Source organism: Pseudomonas sp. BIGb0558 (assembly GCF_024807515.1).
Classification (GTDB): domain Bacteria; phylum Pseudomonadota; class Gammaproteobacteria; order Pseudomonadales; family Pseudomonadaceae; genus Aquipseudomonas; species Aquipseudomonas yamanorum_A.
In genome coordinates, this window is the sequence record NZ_JANUEW010000002.1 from 140,222 (window position 1) to 163,154 (window position 22,933).

At 61.4% G+C, this 22,933-nt stretch carries 20 protein-coding genes; 4 read left to right on the top strand and 16 right to left on the bottom strand.

The annotated features are described in order from the left end of the window. Positions 1-89: 89 nt before the first annotated feature. Entirely contained in the window at positions 90-1,115 is a 1,026-nt protein-coding gene (locus tag M2400_RS03990) for an extracellular solute-binding protein (RefSeq protein ID WP_177041295.1), read from the top strand. Then, positions 1,115-2,680 (top strand): iron ABC transporter permease, encoded by a 1,566-nt coding sequence (locus M2400_RS03995; protein ID WP_259195294.1) that lies wholly within the window; start codon positions 1,115-1,117, stop codon positions 2,678-2,680. The genes M2400_RS03990 and M2400_RS03995 overlap by 1 nt, the downstream gene beginning before the upstream one ends. 108 nt (positions 2,681-2,788) lie before the next feature. On the opposite strand, the gene M2400_RS04000 is transcribed toward M2400_RS03995, so the two are convergent. From M2400_RS04000 to M2400_RS04055, 12 genes are all read right to left on the bottom strand, one after another. Further along, the gene (locus M2400_RS04000) at positions 2,789-4,723 is read right to left on the bottom strand and encodes a methyl-accepting chemotaxis protein (RefSeq protein ID WP_177041291.1); all 1,935 of its coding nucleotides are present in this window, start codon (positions 4,721-4,723) and stop codon (positions 2,789-2,791) included. Positions 4,724-4,862: 139 nt separating this feature from the next. Further along, positions 4,863-6,152, bottom strand: coding sequence for an adenylosuccinate synthase (locus M2400_RS04005; protein ID WP_177041289.1), 1,290 nt, complete (start codon positions 6,150-6,152; stop codon positions 4,863-4,865). A gap of 54 nt (positions 6,153-6,206) precedes the next feature. Further along, positions 6,207-7,394, bottom strand: a complete 1,188-nt coding sequence (locus M2400_RS04010) for an ATP phosphoribosyltransferase regulatory subunit (protein ID WP_093202353.1) — start codon at positions 7,392-7,394, stop codon at positions 6,207-6,209. Between the two features lie 301 nt (positions 7,395-7,695). Beyond that, positions 7,696-8,562 (bottom strand): protease modulator HflC, encoded by an 867-nt coding sequence (hflC, locus tag M2400_RS04015; RefSeq protein ID WP_003217510.1) that lies wholly within the window; start codon positions 8,560-8,562, stop codon positions 7,696-7,698. Beyond that, positions 8,562-9,740, bottom strand: coding sequence for an FtsH protease activity modulator HflK (hflK, locus tag M2400_RS04020; protein ID WP_177041285.1), 1,179 nt, complete (start codon positions 9,738-9,740; stop codon positions 8,562-8,564). Before hflK ends, hflC begins: the two co-directional genes overlap by 1 nt. Positions 9,741-9,836: 96 nt before the next feature. Continuing rightward, positions 9,837-11,138 carry a ribosome rescue GTPase HflX gene (gene hflX / locus M2400_RS04025; RefSeq protein ID WP_177041283.1) on the bottom strand — a complete coding sequence of 434 codons (1,302 nt, stop codon included), beginning with the start codon at positions 11,136-11,138 and terminating at the stop codon, positions 9,837-9,839. Between the two features lie 12 nt (positions 11,139-11,150). Beyond that, entirely contained in the window at positions 11,151-11,414 is a 264-nt protein-coding gene (gene hfq, locus M2400_RS04030) for an RNA chaperone Hfq (RefSeq protein ID WP_003217515.1), read from the bottom strand. Between the two features lie 94 nt (positions 11,415-11,508). Then, complete coding sequence (gene miaA / locus M2400_RS04035) at positions 11,509-12,480, bottom strand: tRNA (adenosine(37)-N6)-dimethylallyltransferase MiaA (protein ID WP_259195292.1); 972 nt, start codon at positions 12,478-12,480, stop codon at positions 11,509-11,511. Beyond that, positions 12,480-14,378: a DNA mismatch repair endonuclease MutL gene (gene mutL / locus M2400_RS04040; protein ID WP_259195371.1), complete on the bottom strand. Its 1,899-nt coding sequence runs from the start codon at positions 14,376-14,378 to the stop codon at positions 12,480-12,482. Before mutL ends, miaA begins: the two co-directional genes overlap by 1 nt. A gap of 14 nt (positions 14,379-14,392) precedes the next feature. Next, complete coding sequence (locus M2400_RS04045) at positions 14,393-15,826, bottom strand: N-acetylmuramoyl-L-alanine amidase (RefSeq protein ID WP_218170869.1); 1,434 nt, start codon at positions 15,824-15,826, stop codon at positions 14,393-14,395. A 3-nt stretch (positions 15,827-15,829) separates the two neighbouring features. Continuing rightward, positions 15,830-16,300, bottom strand: a complete 471-nt coding sequence (tsaE, locus tag M2400_RS04050; RefSeq protein ID WP_177114209.1) for a tRNA (adenosine(37)-N6)-threonylcarbamoyltransferase complex ATPase subunit type 1 TsaE — start codon at positions 16,298-16,300, stop codon at positions 15,830-15,832. After that, complete coding sequence (locus M2400_RS04055) at positions 16,288-17,148, bottom strand: NAD(P)H-hydrate dehydratase (RefSeq protein WP_259195289.1); 861 nt, start codon at positions 17,146-17,148, stop codon at positions 16,288-16,290. Before M2400_RS04055 ends, tsaE begins: the two co-directional genes overlap by 13 nt. Positions 17,149-17,210: 62 nt before the next feature. Between M2400_RS04055 and queG the strand changes: the two genes are divergently transcribed. Next, a complete protein-coding gene (queG, locus tag M2400_RS04060) occupies positions 17,211-18,293 on the top strand; it encodes a tRNA epoxyqueuosine(34) reductase QueG (RefSeq protein ID WP_177076150.1) in 1,083 nt (360 codons plus the stop codon). On the opposite strand, the gene M2400_RS04065 is transcribed toward queG, so the two are convergent. After that, positions 18,272-18,889, bottom strand: coding sequence for a trimeric intracellular cation channel family protein (locus M2400_RS04065; protein ID WP_176159752.1), 618 nt, complete (start codon positions 18,887-18,889; stop codon positions 18,272-18,274). The genes queG and M2400_RS04065 overlap by 22 nt on opposite strands. 205 nt (positions 18,890-19,094) lie before the next feature. Then, entirely contained in the window at positions 19,095-19,637 is a 543-nt protein-coding gene (orn, locus tag M2400_RS04070; RefSeq protein ID WP_003217529.1) for an oligoribonuclease, read from the bottom strand. 106 nt (positions 19,638-19,743) lie between these two features. On the opposite strand from orn, the gene rsgA reads away from it, so the two are divergent. After that, a complete protein-coding gene (rsgA, locus tag M2400_RS04075; RefSeq protein ID WP_177041275.1) occupies positions 19,744-20,775 on the top strand; it encodes a small ribosomal subunit biogenesis GTPase RsgA in 1,032 nt (343 codons plus the stop codon). A gap of 155 nt (positions 20,776-20,930) precedes the next feature. On the opposite strand, the gene motB is transcribed toward rsgA, so the two are convergent. Next, positions 20,931-21,953, bottom strand: coding sequence for a flagellar motor protein MotB (gene motB, locus M2400_RS04085; RefSeq protein ID WP_177076148.1), 1,023 nt, complete (start codon positions 21,951-21,953; stop codon positions 20,931-20,933). A 3-nt stretch (positions 21,954-21,956) separates the two neighbouring features. Further along, complete coding sequence (motA, locus tag M2400_RS04090; RefSeq protein ID WP_003217532.1) at positions 21,957-22,808, bottom strand: flagellar motor stator protein MotA; 852 nt, start codon at positions 22,806-22,808, stop codon at positions 21,957-21,959. Positions 22,809-22,933 lie beyond the last annotated feature (125 nt).

Here is a 22,933-nt window from a genome sequence, read left to right on the forward strand (position 1 = left end):
TCCCGGTGATTTTCCCCTCGTCCGCACTTGAGAAGTTTTATCGTTTATCCTTGTAAGGATTTGTTGCACTCAAGTGAGGAAAACCCCGGATGATGATCCGCGATACCCGTCTCAAGACATCCCTTCTGCGTGGCCTGACCATCACTCTGCTCGGCCTGACCCTGCTCTCGCCCGCTGCCTATTCTGCCGACAAGGTTGCACTGACCTTGTACAACGGCCAACACAAGGAGGTCGGCGATGAACTTGCCAAGGCCTTCGAAGCCAAGACCGGTATCCACGTCAACGTGCGCAAGGGCAGCAGCAACCAGCTGGCCAGCCAGGTCGTGGAAGAAGGCGACCGCTCCCCTGCCGACGTGATCTACACCGAAGAATCGCCGCCGCTGAATAAGCTCGGCGAGCAAGGCCTGCTGGCGACCATCGACGCCAGCACCCTCGACGTTCTGCCCAAGGAATACGTGGCCGCCAACGGCGCCTGGATGGGCGTGACCGCACGTACCCGCGTCGTGGCTTTCAACCCGAAACTGATCGCCGAGAAAGACCTGCCCAAGTCGGTACTGGATTTCGCCGGTCCCGAGTGGCAAGGCAAGGTCGGCTTCGTACCCACCAGCGGCGCGTTCCAGGAACAGGCCGTAGCAATCATCAAGCTGCACGGGCGCGAAGCGGCTGAAGAATGGCTGACCGGCCTGCGAGCGTTCGGCAAGGTCTACAGCAACAACATGGTTGCGCTCAAGGCCGTGGAAAACGGCGAAGTCGCTACGGTACTGGTGAACAACTACTACTGGTTCGCCCTGAAGAAAGAAAAAACCAACCTGGATTCGCAACTGCACTACTTCACCAACGGTGATGCGGGCGGCCTGATCACCGTATCTGCCGCGGCTGCGCTGAAATCCAGCAAGCATCCAAAAGAAGCCCAGCAACTGCTGGCCTTCATGGCCAGCGAAGAAGGCCAGCGGGTGATCACCAACACCTCCGCTGAATACCCGCTGCGCAAAGGCATGCAATCCAACCGTGGCCTCAAGCCTTTCAGCGAGCTGCAACCGCCGAAAGTCACCCCGGCCGACCTGGGCAACGCCGAAGAAGCCCTGGAACTGGAACGTGACGTTGGCTTGAACTGATGAACCCATCGCTCCCCGCCCCCGCCCTGCGCGGGGGGTTTACGCCGAGACGCAAACGCCCTTCGATCTGGTTATTGCTGCCCGTCCTGCTGCTGGTAGGCCTGAGCCTGCTGCCGCTGGCGTATGTCGGCCTCAAGGCCTGGCAAGCAGGCTGGGCCGAGGCCGTGCACTTGCTGTGGCGACCTTATGTGTTCGGACTGCTGCGCAACACCCTGGCGCTGATGGTCGGCGTGACCGTGGCGTGCGGCGTGATCGGCCTGTCGCTGGCCTGGCTGCTGGAACGCAGCAATTTGCCGGGGCGGCGTATATGGGGAGTGGTTCTGTGCCTGCCTTTTGCGGTGCCAGCATTTGTCAGCAGCTTTACCTGGGTTTCGCTGAGCGCCAACTTTGAAGGATTGGGCGGAGCAATCCTGGTGATGACCCTGTCCAAATACCCGCTGGTGTTCCTGCCAGTGGCGGCGACCCTGCGCAATCTTGATCCGTCCCTGGAAGAATCGGCCCGCACCCTGGGACTGAATCGCTGGGGCGTGTTCTTTCGCATCACGCTGCCCTTGCTGTGGCCCTCACTGCTGGCCGGTGCACTGTTGATTGCCCTGCACATGCTGGTGGAGTTTGGCGCGCTGTCGATCATTGGCCTGCAGACTTTTACCACCGCGATCTATCAGCAATTCGAGCTGGAGTTCAGCAACGCCAATGCGGCGATGCTCTCGGCGGTGCTGCTGGTGATGTGCCTGACGCTGCTCTGGCTGGAGCTGCGGGTACGCGGCAACGGCCGGCATGTGCGCACCGGCCAGGGCGCGGCACGGAATGCCGAACAGGTTCGACTGGGTAAATGGACATCGCTGGGGCAACTGTATTGCTTGCTCCTGGCGATCATTGGCAGCGGCATTCCATTGGGCATGCTCGGCTATTGGCTGGCTGTGGGCAGCTCGGCAGCATTTCCGGTCGCCGAGATCAGCGAGGCGCTGCTGTCTTCCCTGGCACTGTCCCTGGGCGGCGCAGCGCTTTGCCTGTTGTTTGCCGTGCCGGTGGGCTTGCTGGTGGTGCGCTACAAGGGCCAGCTCGCGCTGTGGGCCGAACGCCTGCCGTACTTGCTGCACGCCCTGCCCGGCCTGGTGATTGCGCTGACGCTGGTGTATTTCGCCCTGCATTACGTGCCGGCGCTGTATCAGACCTCGGCGTTGTTGCTGATCGCGTATGCGTTGCTGTTTTTGCCGCTGGCCCAGGCGCCGATTCGCACGGCGCTGAACAAGGCGGCACCGCAGCTGGAAGAAGCGGCGAGAACGCTGGGAGCGTCGTCCTTCAGTGCGTTTTGTCGGGTGACGTTGCCGATTATTTTCCCGGCATTGGGGGCGGCGTTCGCGCTGGTGTTTCTGGATGCGATGAAGGAATTGACGGCGACGTTACTGCTCAGTCCGACCGGGCTGAATACCTTGGCGACTGCCGTATGGGCGCATACCTCGAATGTGGAATTCGCGGCAGCGGCGCCTTATGCGGCATTGTTGATTCTGGTGTCGGGACTGCCGGTGTATCTGCTTACGACACGGATGTATCTGAGCCGCTGAAGTCGCCATCGCAGGCAAGCCAGCTCCCACACTCGACCGAGTTCCAACTTTGGAATGCGGTCAAATGTGGGAGCTGGCTTGCCTGCGATGAGGCCCAACCAGACAACATCAAGCCCGAAATTGCCCCAGGCTCGCCTTCAACTGCGCCGCCAGCCCATCCAGCACCTTGCCACTGGCGGTAGTCTCCACCACCGCCTGAGCGGCCCGCTCAGCCTGGGCATGGATGATTTCCACCCGTCCACGCACCGCATGCGCACCTTGGGCCTGATGCTCAGCCGCACGCGTCGCCAGGCCAATCGCGGCATGCACCTGCTCCACCGAAGCCTGTACCGACTGTTGCAGGCGCACGCTGTCGCGCAACACCAGCAAACCTTCACTGGCTTGGCGCCCGGCCTTGCCGATGGTCTCCACCGCCTCTCGGGCACCTTGCTGCAACGCCACGATATGGGCCTGGATGTCGCCGGTAGAACTCTGGGTTTTACTGGCCAGGGCACGCACCTCATCCGCCACCACGGCAAATCCGCGACCGGTCTCACCGGCTCGCGCCGCCTCGATCGCCGCGTTGAGCGCCAATAGATTGGTTTGCTCGGCTATCCCATGGATCACTGTCAATACCACCTCAATCTGCTCGCTCTGCTGAGCCAGCCGCTCGATCACCTTGGACCCGGCCTGCACCTGCCCGGCCAACGCCTCGATCAGGCTGCCCACTTCGGCAGAAGTACGCGAGTTTTCGTCGGTCGCCTGGCGGATATCCACCACCTGCTGCAAGGCCGCCTGCATCGCATGGCTTTCCGCCTGGGCCTCATCCGCCATTTGCGACAGCGCCCGCAGGCTTTCGGCAACCTCATCACGCTGCAAACCGGCAGCCGCATCGGCACCGGCGTTGCGCAGGGTCATCGCGCCGATTTCCACGCCGGTACGCTGGGCCACATCCCCCGCCTCACGCACGATCGGTTGCAACTTATCCACAAAGCGATTGACCGCCGAGGCCATGTCACCGATTTCATCCTGGCTGTTGATCTGCACGCGCTTGGTCAGGTCGCCCTCGCCCGCCGCCAGATCGTCCATCGCGGCAATCAGCAGCTTCAGGCGATTGACCACCCGACGCCCGAGCACCACAGCAATCAGCAACAGCACGCCAAAGCCGACAACCGCCAGGCCCATGCCGATGCGCCAGCGCAGCGTGCCTGCGGCCTCTTGCACGGCGCTGGTGGTATTGGCGGTCATTTGGGTCGCGGTGGCTTGCGCCGACTGCAAACGCGCGCCCATGGCCGCAGCGCTGTCAGCAGCAGCACCTTTAAGACTGTCGCCCACCAACTGGTCACCGCTGGCGATCAGTGCAGCAAACCGCTTATCCAGCGCAGCCAGGTCAGCTTCTACTGCGGCGGTCGAAACCCCCATGCGGACCTTGCCGATCTCTACGCCGTTGGGGCTGATGGACGCTTCGACGTAGAACACCGAGGGATCATTTTTCGCCGCGTCCAACACTTTATCCAGGGCGCGATCACCCTTGCCCTTCTCCAGCAGCGCCTGGTTGATCGGGTTTTCACGGTTGAGGTAACGGGTCAGATGCTCGCCAGCCGCGTCGTCATACACCACGAACAACACGTTGGGATTACGCTGGGCTCTGCGGGCAAACTCCGACAGCGTCGGTACGTCACTGTCCCACATGGCGCGTGGCGCCACCGAGGCGAGCAGTTGCGCCATGTCACTGGCAGAGTCCTGCAGGTCTTTTTCCAGGGTCGCACGCAGTTGCTTTTGCTCTTCCTGCAAACGTGAAGACAAACCACTGGTGAGCCGCTGGCGCGTGCTGGACGACAAACTGTCCAGGCTGGATGTCACCTCCTTGCCGGCCTGGGCCAGCTCGCCGGACAGTTTCTGGCTGTCGACGCCCAGGCGATTGCCCAAATCCGCTTCCAATGCAGTGACGGTGCTTCGCGTCAGGGCGACGGCCACCAGTACTTGCACCAAAAGAGCGATACCTAGGGTAACGAACACCGGCCGCAACAGCCGGCTTTGTAACAATGAGAGAACGGCAGACACTGGGAATCCCTCCACCACGGGTGCCATTAATTTGATAGCACCGCGAAAGAAAGAACCATAGCAAGGGTCGTGCCGCTTAGCAGGCGGAAACGACAAAGGGCTCCCGAAGGAGCCCTTTGCTTTTTACATCAACAGCTTATTAAGCGAACGGGTGACGCAGAACGATGGTCTCGTTGCGGTCCGGGCCCGTCGAAATAATGTCGATCGGTGCGCCGATCAGCTCTTCAACGCGCTTGATGTAAGCACGAGCGTTGGCCGGCAGTTCTTCCAGGGTCTTGGCACCCACGGTCGACTCGGTCCAGCCCGGCACTTCTTCGTACACAGGCTGCAGGCCTACGTAGCTGTCAGCGTCAGTCGGAGCAACATCCTTGCCTTGCGCATCTTTGTAGCCGACGCAGATGTTGATGGTTTCCAGGCCGTCGAGTACGTCCAGCTTGGTCAGGCAGATGCCCGAGATGCTGTTCACATCGATAGCGCGACGCAGGATAACGGCGTCAAACCAGCCGCATCGACGGGCACGGCCGGTAGTGGCGCCGAACTCGTGGCCTTGCTTGGCCAGGTGGGCACCGACATCGTCGAACAGCTCAGTCGGGAACGGGCCCGAACCTACACGCGTGGTGTACGCCTTGGTGATGCCCAGGATGTAGTCCAGGAACATCGGGCCAACACCCGAACCGGTGGCAACGCCGCCAGCGGTGGTGTTAGAGCTGGTCACGTACGGGTAGGTACCGTGGTCGATGTCCAGCAACGAACCCTGGGCGCCTTCGAACATGATGTCTTTGCCAGCGCGACGCAGGTCGTGCAGCTCGGCCGTGACGTCGAGCATCAGCGGCTTGAGCAGCTCAGCGTATTCCTTGCACTCGGCCAAGGTCTTTTCAAACTCGATGGCAGGCTCTTTGTAGTAACCCACCAGCATGAAGTTGTGGTAATCCACCAGTTCACGCAGCTTGTCTTCAAAGCGCGGCATGTTGAGCAGGTCGCCCACACGCAGGCCACGACGTGCAACCTTGTCTTCATAAGCCGGGCCGATGCCGCGACCGGTAGTACCGATCTTCAGCTCGCCACGGGCCTTTTCACGGGCCTGGTCCAGCGCAACGTGGAAGGACAGGATCAGCGGGCAGGACGGGCTGATACGCAGGCGCTCACGCACTGGCACGCCTTTCTCTTCCAGCTTGGTGATCTCGCGCAGCAGGGCGTCAGGTGCAACCACCACGCCGTTGCCGATCAGGCACTGCACGCCTTCGCGCAGTACACCCGACGGGATCAGGTGCAAGACGGTTTTTTCGCCATCGATGACCAGGGTGTGGCCAGCGTTGTGGCCACCTTGGTAGCGCACTACGGCGGCAGCATGTTCGGTCAGCAGATCAACGATCTTGCCTTTGCCCTCATCACCCCATTGGGTGCCCAGGACTACGACATTCTTACCCATAACACTTGTCCTCATTCGCGCAAACTTGGTGCCGGCAGCGGCCGGCAGGAAAACTCAAGAAGCCAGTGGCGAAACTTGCCAAAGCCCGTTCTGCTGAATCAATTGCCGGTCGCAGTCCGCATCACGGGCGGCGGCCAATGGCTGCCCAGGCAAGGCCTGGACCACACGTTGACCCTCACTGCGCAACTGGCAAACCTGCTGCCAGAGTGCTGCGTCCGTACTGTCGGGCATCCAGATACCGCCAGACGGCAGCTCGACCTCAGCACGCCCCAGGGTCACCAGGGTTTTCAAATCGGTAGAAAAACCGGTCGCCGGACGGGCGCGACCGAAGTCAGCGCCGATGTCGTCATAACGACCGCCCTGGGCGATGGCTTGGCCAACACCCGGGACAAACACCGCGAACACCACACCGGTGTGGTAGTGGTAGCCGCGCAACTCACCCAAATCGAAATACAACGGCAACTGCGGGAACCGCGCCGACAACTGCTCGGCAATCGCCAGCACGTCGTCCAGGGCTGCCAATACGTCAGCCGGCGCATTTGCCAGGCGATCACGGGCAGCGGTCAGTACTTCACGGCCGCCACACAGGTCTACCAGCGCACGCAGCATGCCGGCCAGGTCGGCAGGCACGCCCGCCGTCAGGGCGATCACTTCATCGATGGCCTTGCGTTGCAGGGCATCGAACAACTGTTGTTCCACTTCACCCGACAAGCCGGCCGCACGGGCCAGGCCGCGGTAGATGCCAACATGCCCGAGGTCCATGTGCACATCCGGCACATCGGCCAGTTGCAGCATGGCCAGCATCAGGCTGATGACTTCAACGTCGCTGCTCGGGCTGGCATCGCCGTACAACTCGGCGCCCAACTGGATCGGGCTACGGGAAGACGACAAGGCACGCGGCTGAGCATGCAGCACGCTGCCGGCGTAGCACAGGCGGCTTGGCCCTTCACGACGCAGGGTGTGCGCATCAATGCGCGCGACTTGCGGCGTGATGTCGGCACGAAAGCCCATTTGCCGGCCCGATTGCGGGTCGATGACCTTGAAAGTGCGCAGATCCAGGTCCTGGCCCGCGCCGGTCAGCAGGGATTCCAGGTACTCGATATGGGGGGTCACGACAAACTCGTAACCCCAGCTCTGGAACAGATCCAACACCTGGCGGCGCGCGATTTCAATGCGCGCAGCTTCTGGTGGCAGTACTTCTTCGATGCCATCTGGCAGCAGCCAGCGGTCTACCGTTGCCATTACGCCATTCCCCTATGATCCGGGCGGCCAGCCCTCGGGCGAGCCTTGAGTGAAGCAGAAAATACCCGGCCCCTGCATAAACCACGCGCAAGAGCGACGTGACGAACGACCAACAATCGGCCTCGTCGGGCACTTTCCTCGAAAAACCTGTGGCGCCTGCAGCGCACAACCACAATCAAACATGCAGACGCAAAAAAGCCGGGAATTTCCCGGCTGCCGCATCATACACCCGTTTTCTGAAAGGATCACCCCGCCCGGCATTTTAGCCGCCCGACGGAGTGATTCTCAGACTACATGCGGGTTACTTGGACTTTTCCAGGTAGCGGAAGAAATCGCTACTTGGGTCCAGCACCATGACGTCGGTTTTGTTCGCAAAGCTTTCACGGTAGGCACGCAGGCTACGGTAGAACGCGTAGAACTCCTGGTCCTGGCCATACGCCTTGGCGTAGATCGAAGCGGCTTGAGCATCACCATCACCACGGGCCTCTTCAGACTCGCGATAGGCTTCAGCCAACAGTACGCGACGCTGACGGTCGGCATCCGCACGGATCCCTTCTGCCAGTTCGTTACCCTTGGCGCGGTGCTCACGAGCCTCGCGCTCACGCTCGGTGCTCATACGCTCGAACACGCTGCGGTTCACTTCCTTCGGAAGGTCGATGGCCTTGACCCGAACATCGATCACTTCGATGCCCAGCTCTTTTTCTGCCATCGCGTTCAACGAACGCGTGATGTCAGCCATCAGCGCATCACGCTCACCGGATACCACCTCGTGCAGGGTGCGCTTACCAAACTGGTCACGCAGGCCCGATTCCAGACGGCGCGACAAACGCTCGTCAGCAATCTGCTTGAGGCCGGAGGTCGCGGTGTAGAAGCGCTCGGCGTCCTTGACGCGCCACTTGGCGTAGGCGTCAACCATCACGGCTTTCTTTTCCAGGGTCAGGAAGCGTTGTGTCGGTGCATCCAGGGTCATCAGGCGGCCGTCGAACTTGCGCACCTGGTTGACGTAGGGGACTTTCACATGCAGGCCCGGCTGGACATCCGCCTGGACCACGCGACCGAATTGCAGCAACACCGCGCGCTCGGTCTGAGACACGATATAGAAGCAGTTCCAGGCAGCGATGACCACGACGACGCCCACAATCAGGGCGGTCAGCGATTTATTGCTCATCAACGACTCTCCCTGGTACGTGTTTGCTGTTGCAGCAAGTCAGCGGCCGCACGGGCGCTCGCTTCATTGGCAGCGGCATTGGAACCGGTAGCCGGTGCGTTGGTGCTGCTACGACCACCTTCGATCATCTTGTCCAGCGGCAGGTACAGCAGATTGTTCTGCCCGCCCTTGCTGCCGGTCACGAGAACCTTGCTGGTGTTGCTGAAGACTTCCTGCATGGTGTCCAGGTACAGACGCTCACGGGTGACTTCCGGTGCCTTGCGGTACTCGGCCACCAGCTTGGTGAAGCGGTCTGCCTCACCCTTGGCGCGGGAGACCACTTCGTCGCGGTAACCGTTGGCATCTTCAAGGATGCGCTGGGCCTGACCACGAGCTTCCGGCACGACGCCGTTGGCGTAGGTTTCAGCCTGGTTGCGCGAACGCTGCTCGTCTTCACGGGCGCGGATCACGTCATCGAAGGCTTCCTGTACTTCACGCGGTGCGGCTGCGCTCTGTACGTTGACCTGGGTCACGGTGATACCGGTGCGATACGTGTCGAGGAACCGTTGCAGGCGCTCCTTGATTTCACTGGCCATCAATTCACGACCTTCGGTCAGCACCTGGTCCATGGCGGTGGAACCCACCACGTGGCGCAGGGCGCTTTCGGTCGCATGTTGCAGGCTGATTTCCGGCTGATCGACGTTCAGCACGAAGTCCTGCAGGTTGCTGATCTTGTACTGCACGGTCAGCGGCACTTCGACGATGTTCTCGTCTTCGGTCAGCATCTGGCCCTGCTTGGTGTAGGCACGCTCACGCGTGACGTTCTCCATGTACTTCTTGTCGATCGGCGGGAAGTAGATGTTCAGGCCCGGGCCGACGGTCTCGTAGTACTTGCCGAAGCGCAGCACCACGGCTTGCTCCTGCTCGTCCACGACATAGACGGCGCTGTACAGCCAGACGGCCGCCAGCACGACAAGGCCGATGCCGAGCAGGCCGTAACCACCGCCCTTGCCCGAACGACCGCCTTCGTCACCACCACCACGTTTTTTTCCACCACCGAACAACCCATTCAGGCTTTCCTGCAGCTTTCGGAAGGCCTCGTCGAGATCTGGTGGCCCCTTGCGGTCGCCATTATTGCGGCGTTTACCACCCCAAGGATCCTGATTATTCGAGTTGCCACCCGGCTCATTCCAAGCCATAGCGCTCTCCATCTGATAAAGCAAAGACGCACCCACGGCGCGCCGACCAATGCTACAGAATGCCTGTCACAGCGGCACAACCGCTTTCTCAGGCTTTTATTGCAAAGTGTGTTGTTCGATGAACTCCGTCGGCACAACGCCTTCACGGCTGACCAGCCGATTCAGCTCCGAGCGCGGCAATCGAACGGCCAGCAAGCTGACGCCTTCTTCGTCGTGTTCTTCTTTCTGTACCGCGCCCAGCTCGAAAAACTGTGCACGCAGTCGAGCAAAACGCTGAGGCAAGCGCAAGGTACCAACAAACAAATCGCTGCCCAACAACTCGGCAATGGCTTGTTCGAGCAATTCCAGGCCACTGCCATCACGCGCCGACAGCCAGACCCGCTGGGGCTTGCCGTTCTCGTCGCGCTGGATTTGTGGCTCAACGCCTTCAAGCAAATCGAGTTTGTTATAGACCTCGAGGATCGGCAAGTCCTGGGCACCAATCTCGCCCAGCACCACCATCACCTGCTCAATCTGCAACATGCGATCCGGTTCGGCCGCATCGATCACGTGCAACAGCAGGTCGGAATTGCTCGACTCTTCGAGCGTAGACCGAAATGCCTCGACCAGCTTGTGGGGCAAGTGACGAATGAAACCCACGGTATCGGCCAGGACAATCGGCCCCAGGTCGTCCAGTTCCAGACGGCGCAAGGTCGGGTCGAGGGTCGCAAACAGTTGGTCGGCCGCGTACACGTCCGATTTCGTCACGTTATTGAACAGCGTGGATTTGCCGGCGTTGGTATAGCCCACCAGGGAAACGGTAGGGATATCCGCCCGCATGCGGCCACGGCGCGACTGTTCGCGCTGGCTGCGCACCTTTTCCAGGCGGCCCTTGATCTGTCGCAGGCGCACCCGCAGCAAACGCCGGTCGGTTTCCAGCTGGGTTTCACCCGGGCCGCGCATGCCGATACCGCCACCCTGACGTTCAAGGTGAGTCCAGCCACGAACCAGCCGGGTGCTCATGTGGTCAAGCTGGGCCAGTTCTACCTGGAGCTTGCCTTCATGGGTACGGGCGCGCTGGGCGAAAATATCGAGAATCAGACCCGTGCGGTCGATCACGCGACACTCGAAGACACGTTCGAGGTTACGTTCCTGACTGGGCGTGAGGATGTGATTGAAAATCACCAGATCGGCCTTTTCGGCATGGACCAGGTCGTGCAGCTCCTGGACCTTACCGCTGCCAATCAGGAATTTGGCGGTTGGCCGATGACGCGGCACGTTAAAAAACGCGACGGTCTCGGCGCCGGCCGAATTTGCCAACTCCTGAAACTCCTGCGGATCTTCGCGCGCCTCAGGGTCCTGTCCATCCAAGTGAACGAGGATTACTCGCTCACCACCACCGTGGCGCTCAAAGAACAAAGGAGACTCCTATCAGGCGTTACCCGGTGCAGGCTCGGCGTCACCCTGTTCTTCGGTTGCGCTAGGCAGACGAATTGGACGAACCGGCACTACGGTCGAGATAGCGTGCTTGTAAACCATTTGGCTTACGGTGTTTTTCAGCAGGATCACGAACTGGTCGAACGACTCGATCGTACCTTGCAGCTTGATACCGTTGACCAGATAGATGGAAACCCCAACTTTCTCTTTACGTAAAGTATTCAAGTAAGGGTCTTGTAGCGAATGCCCTTTTGACATGTGCCGCACTCCTTTAAGGATCAATAATAAAAAATCGGAAAATAGATAGCTCATGGCCGTCACACCCCCAAGGATAGACGGCAATTGCAAGGACTCAGCTCAATATGGAGACCGTTCCCAAGTATTTCAAGGCGCGTGACAGATTGTCGCAATCCAGACTGTCCAGCCAGTGCAAATCAGTCCAGCTGCGCAGCCATGTGAACTGGCGCTTCGCCAATTGGCGCGTGGCAATGATGCCGCGCTCCTGCATTTCGGCTGACGTCAGCTTGCCATCCAGATGATCCCAGACTTGGCGGTAGCCTACAGCACGTATCGAAGGCAGCCCGGGATGCAGGTCACCTCTTGAACGCAGTGCTACGACCTCGTCCACAAACCCCTGTTCCAACATAATTGTGAATCTTTGTGCAATTCGTTCATGCAGCACCTGGCGATCCGTCGGAGCGATGGCCAGATTCGCCACAGTATAGGGCAATTGTGACTGTCCCGAAGCGCCTGCTTCAGTACTTTGCGCAGTTTGTTTCAGCCTGTGTTCAGTCATGGTCTGGCCACTGACCCGCCAGACTTCCAGGGCCCGTGTCAGGCGCTGGGGGTCATTGGGATGAATCCGCGCCGCGGAAACGGGATCCACAACGGCCAATTGGTCGTGCAAGGCTTGCCAGCCAAGGCGTGCAGCCTCTTCTTCAAGTTCGGCGCGCACTTGCGGGTCGGCCGGCGGCATGTCGGCCAGGCCTTCCTGCAAAGCCTTGTAGTAGAGCATCGTGCCGCCCACCAGCAGCGGAATCTTGCCCCGCGCAGTGATATCGGCCATGACCGCCAGGGCATCGGTGCGAAAATCCGCCGCCGAATAGCTCTCGCTGGGATCGATAATGTCGATCAACCGGTGCGGATACTGGGCCAACAGCTCTTTTGAAGGTTTGGCGGTGCCGATGTCCATGTCCCGGTAAACCAGTGCAGAGTCGACACTGATCAGCTCGCACGGCAAGACCTTGGTCAGCTCGATAGCCAGGTCGGTCTTGCCGGCGGCCGTGGGGCCCATCAGGAAGATGGCGGGGGGCAAGGCACTCATCAACGGCCGCGCAAGAACAGTTTGTCCAGGTCGTCCAGGCCCATTTGGGTCCAGGTCGGCCGGCCATGGTTGCACTGGCCGCTGCGCTCGGTGTTTTCCATGTCCCGCAGCAGGCCGTTCATTTCCGGCAAGGCCAGGCGGCGGTTGGCGCGGATAGCGCCATGGCAGGCCATGGTGCCGAGCAGTTCGTTGATGTGCGCCTGGATCCGGTCGCTGGTGCCATATTCCATCAGGTCCGCCAGCACGTCGGCCACCAGCCGGTTGGCCTCGGCCTGTTTGAGCAAAGCGGGAATCTGCCGGATAGCCAGGGTTTCCGGGCCCAGGCGCTGCAGTTCAAAGCCGAGTTTCTGGAATACGCTGACGTGCTCTTCGGCACAATCCGCCTCGCGCTGGCTCACCGCCAGGGATTCCGGCACCAGCAGCGGCTGGCCGCTGAGGCCTTCGCTGGCCATGGTGATCTTCAGGCGCTCGTACATGATCCGCTCGTGAGCGGCGTGCATGTCCACCAGCACCAGGCCATGGGCGTTTTCCGCAAGGATGTAGATACCTTTTAGCTGGGCCAATGCGTAACCCAACGGCGGCACGTCGCCCTGGCCTTCCGGCAAGGCCGCAGCACCCGATTCGGCACCCGGCAGCGGCGCGAAAAACTCGCGGTAGGCCGCCTGGGCCTCGGCCACCGGCACCGCCGACTGCGGGCGCGGCGTGTACTGGTATTGATAACCGGCGCCAGCCCCCGAGCCGGGCGCGGTGTAGCTCGGCTGGGCTTGCGGCGATTGCAGCAGGTTGGCCGCCAGGCTCATTTCGCCCTGGGGCCCGAATTCACCGGCTTCCGGCCCCGTAGGACGGACAATGGCCGTGACAATCGGCGCACCCAGCTGATCATCCGGGCGCACATCGCCCAAGGCGCGGTGCAAGGTGCCGTAGAGGAAATCGTGAACCATGCGCCCGTCACGGAAGCGCACTTCGTGCTTGGTCGGGTGCACGTTAACGTCCACCACCGACGGGTCGACCTCGAAAAACAGCACAAACGTCGGATGCCGCCCGTTGAACAGCACGTCGCGATACGCCTGACGCACCGCGTGGGCCACCAGTTTGTCGCGCACCGCCCGGCCATTTACAAAGAAGTACTGCAAGTCAGCCTGGCTGCGGGAAAAGGTCGGCAATCCCACCCAGCCCCACAGGCGCAAGCCATTGCGCTCAATCTCGATCGGCAGCGCCTGCTCCAGGAACCCTCCGCCGCAGATGGCCGAGACACGCCGTGCGCGGGCCGCATCATCATGGGCCTCGTGCAGGCTGAGGATGGTCTTGCCATTGTGGCGCAAATGGAAAGCCACATCGAACCGCGCCAACGCCAGGCGCTTGATGACTTCCTGCAGGTGATCGAATTCGGTTTTCTCGGCCTTGAGGAATTTACGCCGGGCCGGAGTGTTGAAGAACAGGTCGCGCACTTCCACCGAGGTGCCTACCGGATGCGCAGCCGGCTGGACCCGGGGCGCCATATCGCGGCCTTCGGTTTCCACCTGCCAGGCCTGGTCGGCGTCGCGCGTGCGGGAAGTCAGGGTCAGACGGGCCACGGAACTGATGGAAGCCAGGGCCTCACCACGAAACCCGAGGCTCATCACCCGCTCAAGGTCTTCCAGGTCGCGAATCTTGCTGGTGGCGTGACGGGCCAGGGCCAGCGGCAGGTCGTCGGAAGAGATACCGCTGCCGTCGTCGCGCACCCGCAGCAGCTTGACGCCGCCCTGCTCGACGTCGACATCAATGCGCTTGGCGCCGGAGTCGATGCTGTTTTCCAGCAATTCCTTGATCACCGAAGCCGGCCGCTCGACGACCTCACCCGCCGCGATCTGGTTAGCCAGGCGCGGGCTGAGCAGTTCAATGCGCGAGGTGTTGCTCAAGACTGTTTCGCTCATTATTGCGCCGCCAGTTCAGTGCCCGGGATGGTCAACACCTGGCCGACCTTCAGTTCATCGGTCTTCAGGTTGTTGGCGCTGCGCAAGGTCGCCGCAGACACCTGGAAACGCACCGCCAGCATCGCCAGGGTGTCGCCCGGCTGCACGCGATGGTCGCGCGGGCCCTGGGCGATTTTCCCGGAGTCACGCAGCCAGGCGATATAAGTGCCTGGCGGCGGGTTCTGCTGGAAGAACTGGCGAACACCGGCGCTGATGGAGCGCGCCAGCGCCTGCTGGTGGCTGGCCGAGGCCAGTTTCGAGGCTTCGTTGGAGTTGGAGATGAACCCGGTTTCCACCAGGATCGATGGAATGTCCGGCGACTTGAGCACCATGAACCCGGCCTGCTCCACACGTTGCTTGTGCAGCGAGGTGACGCGGCCAATGTTGCTCAGGACTTTCTGCCCGACGTTCAGGCTGGAGGTCAGCGAGGCCGTCATCGACAGGTCGAGCAATACACCGGCGAGCATCTTGTCCTTGTCATCGAGGGACACGTTGCCGGCCCCGCCGATCAAGTCGGAACGGTTTTCACTGTCCGCCAGCCAACGGGCCGTCTCGGACGTGGCGCCGCGATCCGACAGGGCAAACACCGAGGCACCAAACGCAGCAGCCGAAGGCGCAGCGTCGGCGTGGATCGAGACGAACAGGTCGGCGCCCTTCTTGCGGGCGATTTCGGTACGGCCACGCAGCGGGATGAAGTAGTCGCCGGTACGGGTCAGCTCGGCGCGATAACCCTTCATGCCATTGATCTGGCGTTGCAGCTCGCGGGCGATGGCCAGTACCACGTCTTTTTCGTGCTGGCCGCGAGAACCGGAGGCGCCTGGGTCTTCGCCGCCGTGGCCGGCATCGATCACCACGATGATGTCGCGCTTGCCCGCCGGAGCAGGCGGCGGTGGCGGCAACTTGACCTGGGGTTGCGATTGGGAGACCGGCACCGCAGGCACCGTCGCGACGCTTGGGGTTGGCGCAGGCGGCGGCGCAGCATCGGCGGCGTTGTCGAACAGGTCGACCACCAGCCGGTTGCCATATTGTGCGTTGGGGGCCAGGACGAAGCTTTTCGGGGTCACGGCCTTTTTCAGGTCGATGACCACCCGCAGATCGGTCGGCGTACGCTGGGCCGAGCGCATCGCGGTAATCGGGGTATTGGCCATGGCGACTTTCAACGGCGCGGCCAGGGTTGCACCGTTGATATCAATCACCAGGCGATCAGGCGCCGTGAGGGTGAAGACGCTGTGCTGGACCGGGCCAGACAGGTCGAATACCAGTCGCGTGTTATCCGGCGCCCGCCACAGGCGAACGCTTTTCACCTGTGAGGCCGCCAGTGCATTGAAAGTCATTGCCGCAAGCAACACCCCTACGACAGTAACCAACGCGCGAAAGCGCATACCTAACCCCATCAATTATTTGAATTCCAATGCCAAGGCGGCGCACCACGACTCGCCGCGCGCGCTCTGGGACAACAACTTCAGCTGACGTCCATGCTTATGCGGGGTAATGGTAATGGTCAGGTCCGGCTTTGGCAAAAAGCCTGTGCCTTTATCTGGCCACTCGATCAGGCACAACGCGTCTTCATCGAAGTAATCGCGGATGCCCATGTATTCCAACTCTTCCGGATCCACCAGCCGATATAAATCGAAATGGAAGGCGCGCACTGCGCCAATCTCGTAGGGCTCCACCAGGGTAAACGTAGGACTCTTTACCGCACCCGTATGGCCCAACCCGCGAATGATGCCCCGGGACAAGGTGGTTTTCCCGGCGCCGAGATCGCCTTCCAGGAAGACCAGGCCCGAGCCTTTTGTGACTTGGGCAATACGGCTGCCGAACGCGACCATGGCATCTTCATCGGCCAGGAAAAGGATTACTTCAGACACGGCGATTGCTCCTCCAGCAACTGACGAATGGCGGGAATCAAGTCACTGGCGGCCAGCCCGCGACCATAGGTGCCTTGGCGATCACCGGCCATGGCGTGCAACCAGACGGCCAGGCAGGCGGCGTCGAATGTCGGCATGCCTTGGGCCAATAAAGCACCGACAAGGCCGGCCAACACGTCGCCCAGGCCGGCGGTTGCCATGGCAGGATGGCCCTGATCACAGCGGGCAACGCGACCGTCGGGGCTGGCGATCAAACTGCCCGCGCCCTTCAGGATCGTTACCGCGTTGAATTTCTGACTCAGCGCGCGCGCAACGTTAGGGCGATCGGCCTGAACCTCGGCTGTCGAAATCCCCATCAAACGGGCCGCTTCGCCGGGATGCGGCGTGATCACGCAATTGGCCGGCAGGCTGACGCTGCCCGTCGACAGCAAGTTCAAGGCATCGGCGTCCCAGACTTGCGGCTGTTTGGCGTTGGCCGCCACCGACAGCAGGCTTTTACCCCAAGAAGCCTCGCCCAGGCCCGGACCAATGACGATCACGGAAATCTTTTCCAACAGGCCCATCAACTGATTGGCCGAGTGCACGCCCACCGTCATCACTTCCGGCAACCGCGCCAGCGCCGCGCCAACGTGCTCGCTGCGGGTCGCGAGGGAAACCAGCCCGGCACCGCTGCGCAAGGCGCTTTCGGTGCTGAGCAGGGCGGCGCCGCCGAAACCCCGGTCGCCGCCGATCAGCAATACATGGCCGAACTGGCCTTTATGGGCGTCCGGGGAACGCGCAGCGAGTTGCGGCAATTGGCCGGGCAACAGGTGCTGAACGTCGGGTATTTCGTGTTTTGTCTGCGGCATGCGTCTTCAAGCTCCGATGTCTGGCAGAATTATACGCATCTAACCTGCGGTTTCTCTTGTTCATGCCTGCTATTACCTACGACCTGCCCGCCCTCGCCCAATCGATCAAAGACTGGGGCCGTGAGCTGGGTTTTCAACAAGTGGGCATCAGCGGCCTGGACCTCGCCGAGCATGAGCAGCACCTGCAACGCTGGCTCGAGGCCGGCTACCACGGCGAAATGGACTACATGGGCGCCCACGGCAGCAAGCGCTCACACCCTGAAGAACTGGTGCCGGGCACCTTGCGCGTGGTGTCCCTGCGCATGGACTACCTGCCCGGCGACACCCAAATGGCCCAACTGCTGGCCAAGCCCGAAAAAGCCTACATCTCCCGCTACGCCCTGGGCCGCGACTACCACAAGCTGATCCGCAAGCGCGTGCAGCAACTGGCCGACCGCATCCAGGCACAGATCGGCCCGTTCGGCTTTCGCGCCTTTGTCGACAGCGCCCCGGTGCTGGAAAAAGCCATCGCCGAACAGGCCGGGCTCGGCTGGATCGGCAAGAACACCCTGGTGCTCAATCGCAAGGCAGGCAGCTACTTCTTCCTGAGCGAGCTGTTTGTCGACCTGCCGTTGCCGGTCGATCCACCTCACACCACCGAACACTGTGGCCGTTGCACCGCCTGCCTGGACATCTGCCCTACCAACGCCTTCGTCGGGCCTTACGTACTGGACGCCCGACGCTGCATTTCCTACCTGACCATCGAGCTGAAAAGCGCGATCCCGGAGGAGCTGCGCCCCCTGATCGGCAATCGGGTATTCGGCTGCGATGACTGTCAGATCGTTTGCCCGTGGAATCGTTTCGCACGGCCTACCGGCGAAGGCGATTTCAAGCCACGGCACAACCTGGATAACGCAGAACTGGCCGAGCTGTTCATGTGGGACGAGGACAAATTCCTCAGCAACACCGAAGGTTCGCCCCTGCGCCGCGCCGGCTATGAGCGCTGGCTGCGCAACCTGGCGGTGGGCCTGGGCAACGCGCCGTCAAGCATTCCGGTGCTGGAAGCATTGAAGGCGCGACGGGAATACCCGTCGGAACTGGTGCGCGAGCATGTGGAGTGGGCGCTGAACCAGCACGCCGAGCGTCAGTGCACGTCGTCGTTGTAGACGAACTTGGGCATTTCCCAGTGAAAGCGGATCGCCAACAGGCGCAATAGAAAGCCGCTGAACAACGTCAACAGGATGGATTGCTCGCTGGGCAGCTCAAGGTAGAGGCACAGCATGTAGAACCAGGCGGCGAGGAACGACACGCTGGCGTACAGCTCGCGGCGGAAGATCAGCGGAATGTCGTTGCAGAAGATGTCCCGCAGGATGCCGCCGAAGACTCCGGTGATCACACCGCTGACCGATGCCACCAGCATGCCATGGCCCATTTCCAGGGCTGTCATGCAGCCGATCAGGGTGAAGGCCACCAGGCCCACGGCGTCCAGCGCCAGGAACAGCGAGCGCAGATGGCGCATCAGCGGCGCGATAAAGATCGTCACCAAGGCCGCGATGGAGGTCAGCACCAGGTATTCCGGGTGTTTGACCCAGGTCAGCGGGTAGTGGCCGAGCAACACGTCACGCACCGAACCACCGCCCAGCGCCGTCACACAGGCGATCAACACCACACCGAACCAGTCCATGCCGCGCCGCCCGGCGGACAAGGCGCCGGTCATGGCTTCGGCGGTAATGGCGATGAGGTAGAGCATCAGCAGCATGATGGCGATCCTTGCAAAGAGGCGCGCAGTCTAATCATTTGGTGATGGCACCAAAAGGGGGCGAGCGCTTGAGAGCTTAAAGCTCTTGCTGATGTGGCGAGGGAGCTTGCTCCCGTTGGACGGCGCAGCAGGCCCATTTTTCAGGGCCGCTTCGCAGCCCAGCGGGAGCAAGCTCCCTCGCCACAACAGCTCCTCACTACGCCGCGAGTCAGAACTTGATGAAATGCTTGCGGTAATGCTGCAGCTCGGCAATCGACTCGCGAATATCATCCAGCGCCAGGTGAGTGCTGCCCTTGTGGAAGCTGTCTTTGACTTCCGGCGCCCAGCGAGCGGCCAGTTCCTTCAGGGTCGACACGTCCAGGTTGCGGTAGTGGAAGTAGCTTTCGAGCGCCTTCATGTGGGTATAAAGAAAGCGGCGGTCCTGGCAGATGCTGTTGCCGCAGATCGGCGACTTGCCCTTGGGCACCCACTTTTCCAGGAAGGCGATGGTCTCAGCTTCCGCCTCGGCCATGCTCACGCGGCTGTCACGCACACGCTGGGTCAGGCCCGAGTTGCCGTGGGTGCGGGTGTTCCACTCGTCCATGGTGGCCAGCACCGCGTCGCTGTGGTGGATGGCGATCACCGGACCTTCGGCCAAGGTGTTGAGATTGCTGTCGGTGACAATGGTGGCCATCTCGATGATGACGTCGGTGTCAGGGTTCAGACCGGTCATTTCCAGATCGATCCAAATCAGATTCTGTGGGTTTTGCATGTCGTGGTTCCTTGGCACCTTGGCGTAGCTGCGCAGTTTAGCAGGCAGGGCGTGCTAGACTCGCGACCGTTTTACCTAACCTTTGCATTATCGACACGGAACACCAATGGCCAAACGCCAGCTCAACCGTCGCCAAAACTGGCGCATCGAAAAGATTCAGGGTGAACGCGCTGCCCGCGCCGCCAAACGTGAATCCTCCGCCGTGGAAGCGCTTGAGGGCGGCGACCTTGGCCCCGAGCAAACCGGCCTGGTGATCGCGCACTTTGGTGTGCAGGTCGAAGTCGAGGCCACCGAAGGCGATATCGCAGGCCAGGTGTTCCGTTGCCACTTGCGCGCCAACCTGCCTGCGCTGGTGACCGGCGACCAGGTAGTGTGGCGTGCCGGCAACCAGGGCATCGGCGTGATCGTCGCCCAGTTGCCGCGCACCACCGAACTGCGCCGCCCCGACAGCCGTGGCCAGCTCAAGCCAGTGGCGGCCAACGTCGACATGATCGTCATCGTCTTCGCGCCACTGCCCGAGCCCCACGCCAACCTGATCGACCGCTACTTGGTAGCGGCCGAGCACGCCGGCATTCGCCCGCTGTTGCTGCTGAACAAGTTCGACCTGATCGACGAGCAGAACGCCCCTGCGCTCAATGCGCTGCTGGCGGTGTACCGCACCCTCGGCTACCCGGTGCTGGAAGTCTCGGCGCATCACGGCAATGGCATGGAACAGTTGCAGACCGAACTGGACGGGCGCATCAGCGTGTTCGTCGGCCAGTCGGGCGTGGGCAAGTCGTCCCTGGTCAACAGCCTGTTGCCGGAAGTTGAAACCCGCGTGGGTCCATTGTCGGAGCTGTCCGGCCAGGGCACCCACACCACCACCACCGCGCGGTTGTTCCACTTCCCGGGCGGCGGTGAACTGATCGACTCCCCGGGGATTCGTGAATTCGGCCTGGGCCACGTCAGCCGTGCCGACGTTGAAGCGGGCTTCATCGAGTTCAACGACTTGATCGGCACCTGCCGCTTCCGCGATTGCAAACACGACCGCGAGCCGGGTTGCGCCCTGCTCAAGGCCCTGGAAGACGGCCGCGTGCAGCAGCAGCGGATGAACAGCTATCGCTCGATCATCGCCAGCTTGCCCGAGACCAGCTATTAACGTGTAGGAGCGAACTTGCTCGCGAAAAGCTTGAGGACGCCGCGTACATTCAGATGGCACGCGCCATCGTTAACGTCCTTCGCGAGCAAGCTCGCTCCTACAGGATGGGGCAGATACAAAAAGGCCGCGATCATCGCGGCCTTTTTGTATCCGGCTTACGAGCCAGTGGCTGGCTGAGTCGGATCCTTCACCCCGCCATCATCAAACAGGTTCAGCTTCTGCCGTAGCTCATGAGCCGGCAACGGCTCCTGCCCCGGTGGCAGTGCGTTCGGGTCCACCGGCACTTCGCCGGGCGCCCCTTCACCCTGGGTCGGTGCCGGCGGCGTCGCCGGTTGGTCACCTTCAATCGCACGCTGGGCCTTTTTGGTCAGCACGACGATATCGATGCGCCGGTTGATCGGGTTGAACGGATCCTTGGGATCAAACAGCTGCGAGGAAGCAAACCCCACCACCCGCGCCACTTGCGGGTCCGGATAGCTGCCGGCGACCAGTGCGCGACGCGCGGCATTGGCGCGGTTGGCCGAGAGTTCCCAGTTGCCGAAGTCGCCCTGGCCCGCATACGGTTTGGCGTCGGTGTGGCCGCTGATGCTGATCTTGTTCGGCACCGCCTTGATGGTGTCGGCCATGGCCAGCAGGATGTCTTCAAAGTACGGCTTCAACCGCGCACTGCCAGAGTCGAACATCGGCCGGTTGGCAGCGTCGGTGATCTGGATGCGCAAGCCGTCCGGGGTAATCTCGAAGGAAATCTGATCCTTGAATTTCAGCAGTTGCGGGTTTTCCTCAACCTTGGTTTGCAGCTCTTGCAGTAACAGCTCCAGGCGTTCCTGCTCGACCTGGTCAGCCATGGCCTCGACGGTATCGCGCTCGATCGGAATTTTTTCCTGGGGCGAATCGGTCTTGATTTCCGGGTTGATGGTGCGCTCGGGCGCCAGTTGCGGCGAGCCACCGAGGTCGATCACAAAAGGCGTACCGCTCTCGGAGAAACCGATGGGGTCCTTGAAGTAACCGGCAATGGCGATCTTCTGTTCCGGCGTGGCGGTGGACATCAGCCACAGCACCAGGAAGAACGCCATCATCGCCGTCGCAAAGTCGGCGAAGGCGATTTTCCAGGCGCCGCCATGGTGTCCCGCAGCGAAGCGCTTGACGCGCTTGATGATGATCGGCTGGTTGTTTTCCATGGCTTAGCGACCGCGAACCGCTTGTTCCAGCTCAGCGAAGCTTGGACGGTGCTTCGGATACAGAACCTTGCGCCCGAACTCCACTGCCAGCGATGGCGGCATGCCGGAAGCCGACGCTACCAGGCAGGCCTTGATCGCTTCGTACAAATTCACTTCTTCCTTGGCATCGTGGGCCAGGGAAGTGGCCAGCGGGCCGAAGAAACCATAGGCCGCGAGAATACCGAAGAAAGTACCCACCAGTGCCGCACCTACGTGCATGCCGATGGCCTTCTGGTCGCCTTCACCGAGTGAGGCCATGGTCACCACGATCCCGAGAACCGCGGCAACAATACCAAAGCCGGGCATGCCGTCGGCGATGCCGGTCACGGCGTGGGACGGGTGCTCCAGCTCTTCCTTGAGGCTGAACAGCTCCATGTCGAACAAGCCTTCCAGCTCATGGGGCGCCATGTTGCCGGACGACATGATGCGCAGGTAATCGCAGATGTAGGCGGTCATGCGCTCGTCTTTGAGTACCGCCGGGTACTTGGCGAAAATCGGGCTCGCCGCGGCGTCTTCAATGTCGCCTTCGATGGCCATCATGCCTTCACGGCGGCTCTTGTTGAGGATCTCGTAGATCAGCCCCAACACTTCCAGGTAGAAGGTGTGGGAGAAGCGCGAGCTGAACATGCCCAGCGACTTCTTGATCACGTGCATGGTCATGTAGCCAGGGTTGGCTTGCAGGAATGCGCCGAACGCCGCACCGCCGATAATCAGCACTTCGAAGGGCTGGATCAGCGCCGCAATCTTGCCGTGGGAAAGGACGTATCCGCCGAGCACGCTCGCGATGACGACGATGATGCCGATAATTTTAGCCATAGGGGATGAGTACTTGCGCCGTCGGGTTCAGGGTCATATTCGCAAGAGTTGAAAACTCTTGTTCTACTTATCGGCAAATCTGCGCCAGACTATAGCGCGTTAAGGCGAAAAAACAGTTCGGCCCG

Bases quoted from the DNA above. Each gene is read 5' to 3' on its own strand.
- miaA (WP_259195292.1), bottom strand. From the start codon at position 12,480: ATGAGTGCCTTGCCCCCCGCCATCTTCCTGATGGGCCCCACGGCCGCC.
- hflC (WP_003217510.1), bottom strand. From the start codon at position 8,562: ATGAGCAATAAATCGCTGACCGCCCTGATTGTGGGCGTCGTCGTGGTC.
- M2400_RS04045 (WP_218170869.1), bottom strand. From the start codon at position 15,826: ATGGGGTTAGGTATGCGCTTTCGCGCGTTGGTTACTGTCGTAGGGGTG.
- motA (WP_003217532.1), bottom strand. From the start codon at position 22,808: ATGGCTAAAATTATCGGCATCATCGTCGTCATCGCGAGCGTGCTCGGC.
- rsgA (WP_177041275.1), top strand. From the start codon at position 19,744: ATGGCCAAACGCCAGCTCAACCGTCGCCAAAACTGGCGCATCGAAAAG.
- M2400_RS04055 (WP_259195289.1), bottom strand. From the start codon at position 17,148: ATGCCGCAGACAAAACACGAAATACCCGACGTTCAGCACCTGTTGCCC.
- M2400_RS03995 (WP_259195294.1), top strand. From the start codon at position 1,115: ATGAACCCATCGCTCCCCGCCCCCGCCCTGCGCGGGGGGTTTACGCCG.
- orn (WP_003217529.1), bottom strand. From the start codon at position 19,637: ATGCAAAACCCACAGAATCTGATTTGGATCGATCTGGAAATGACCGGT.
- motB (WP_177076148.1), bottom strand. From the start codon at position 21,953: ATGGAAAACAACCAGCCGATCATCATCAAGCGCGTCAAGCGCTTCGCT.
- M2400_RS03990 (WP_177041295.1), top strand. From the start codon at position 90: ATGATGATCCGCGATACCCGTCTCAAGACATCCCTTCTGCGTGGCCTG.
- hfq (WP_003217515.1), bottom strand. From the start codon at position 11,414: ATGTCAAAAGGGCATTCGCTACAAGACCCTTACTTGAATACTTTACGT.
- M2400_RS04005 (WP_177041289.1), bottom strand. From the start codon at position 6,152: ATGGGTAAGAATGTCGTAGTCCTGGGCACCCAATGGGGTGATGAGGGC.
- hflK (WP_177041285.1), bottom strand. From the start codon at position 9,740: ATGGCTTGGAATGAGCCGGGTGGCAACTCGAATAATCAGGATCCTTGG.
- M2400_RS04010 (WP_093202353.1), bottom strand. From the start codon at position 7,394: ATGGCAACGGTAGACCGCTGGCTGCTGCCAGATGGCATCGAAGAAGTA.
- queG (WP_177076150.1), top strand. From the start codon at position 17,211: ATGCCTGCTATTACCTACGACCTGCCCGCCCTCGCCCAATCGATCAAA.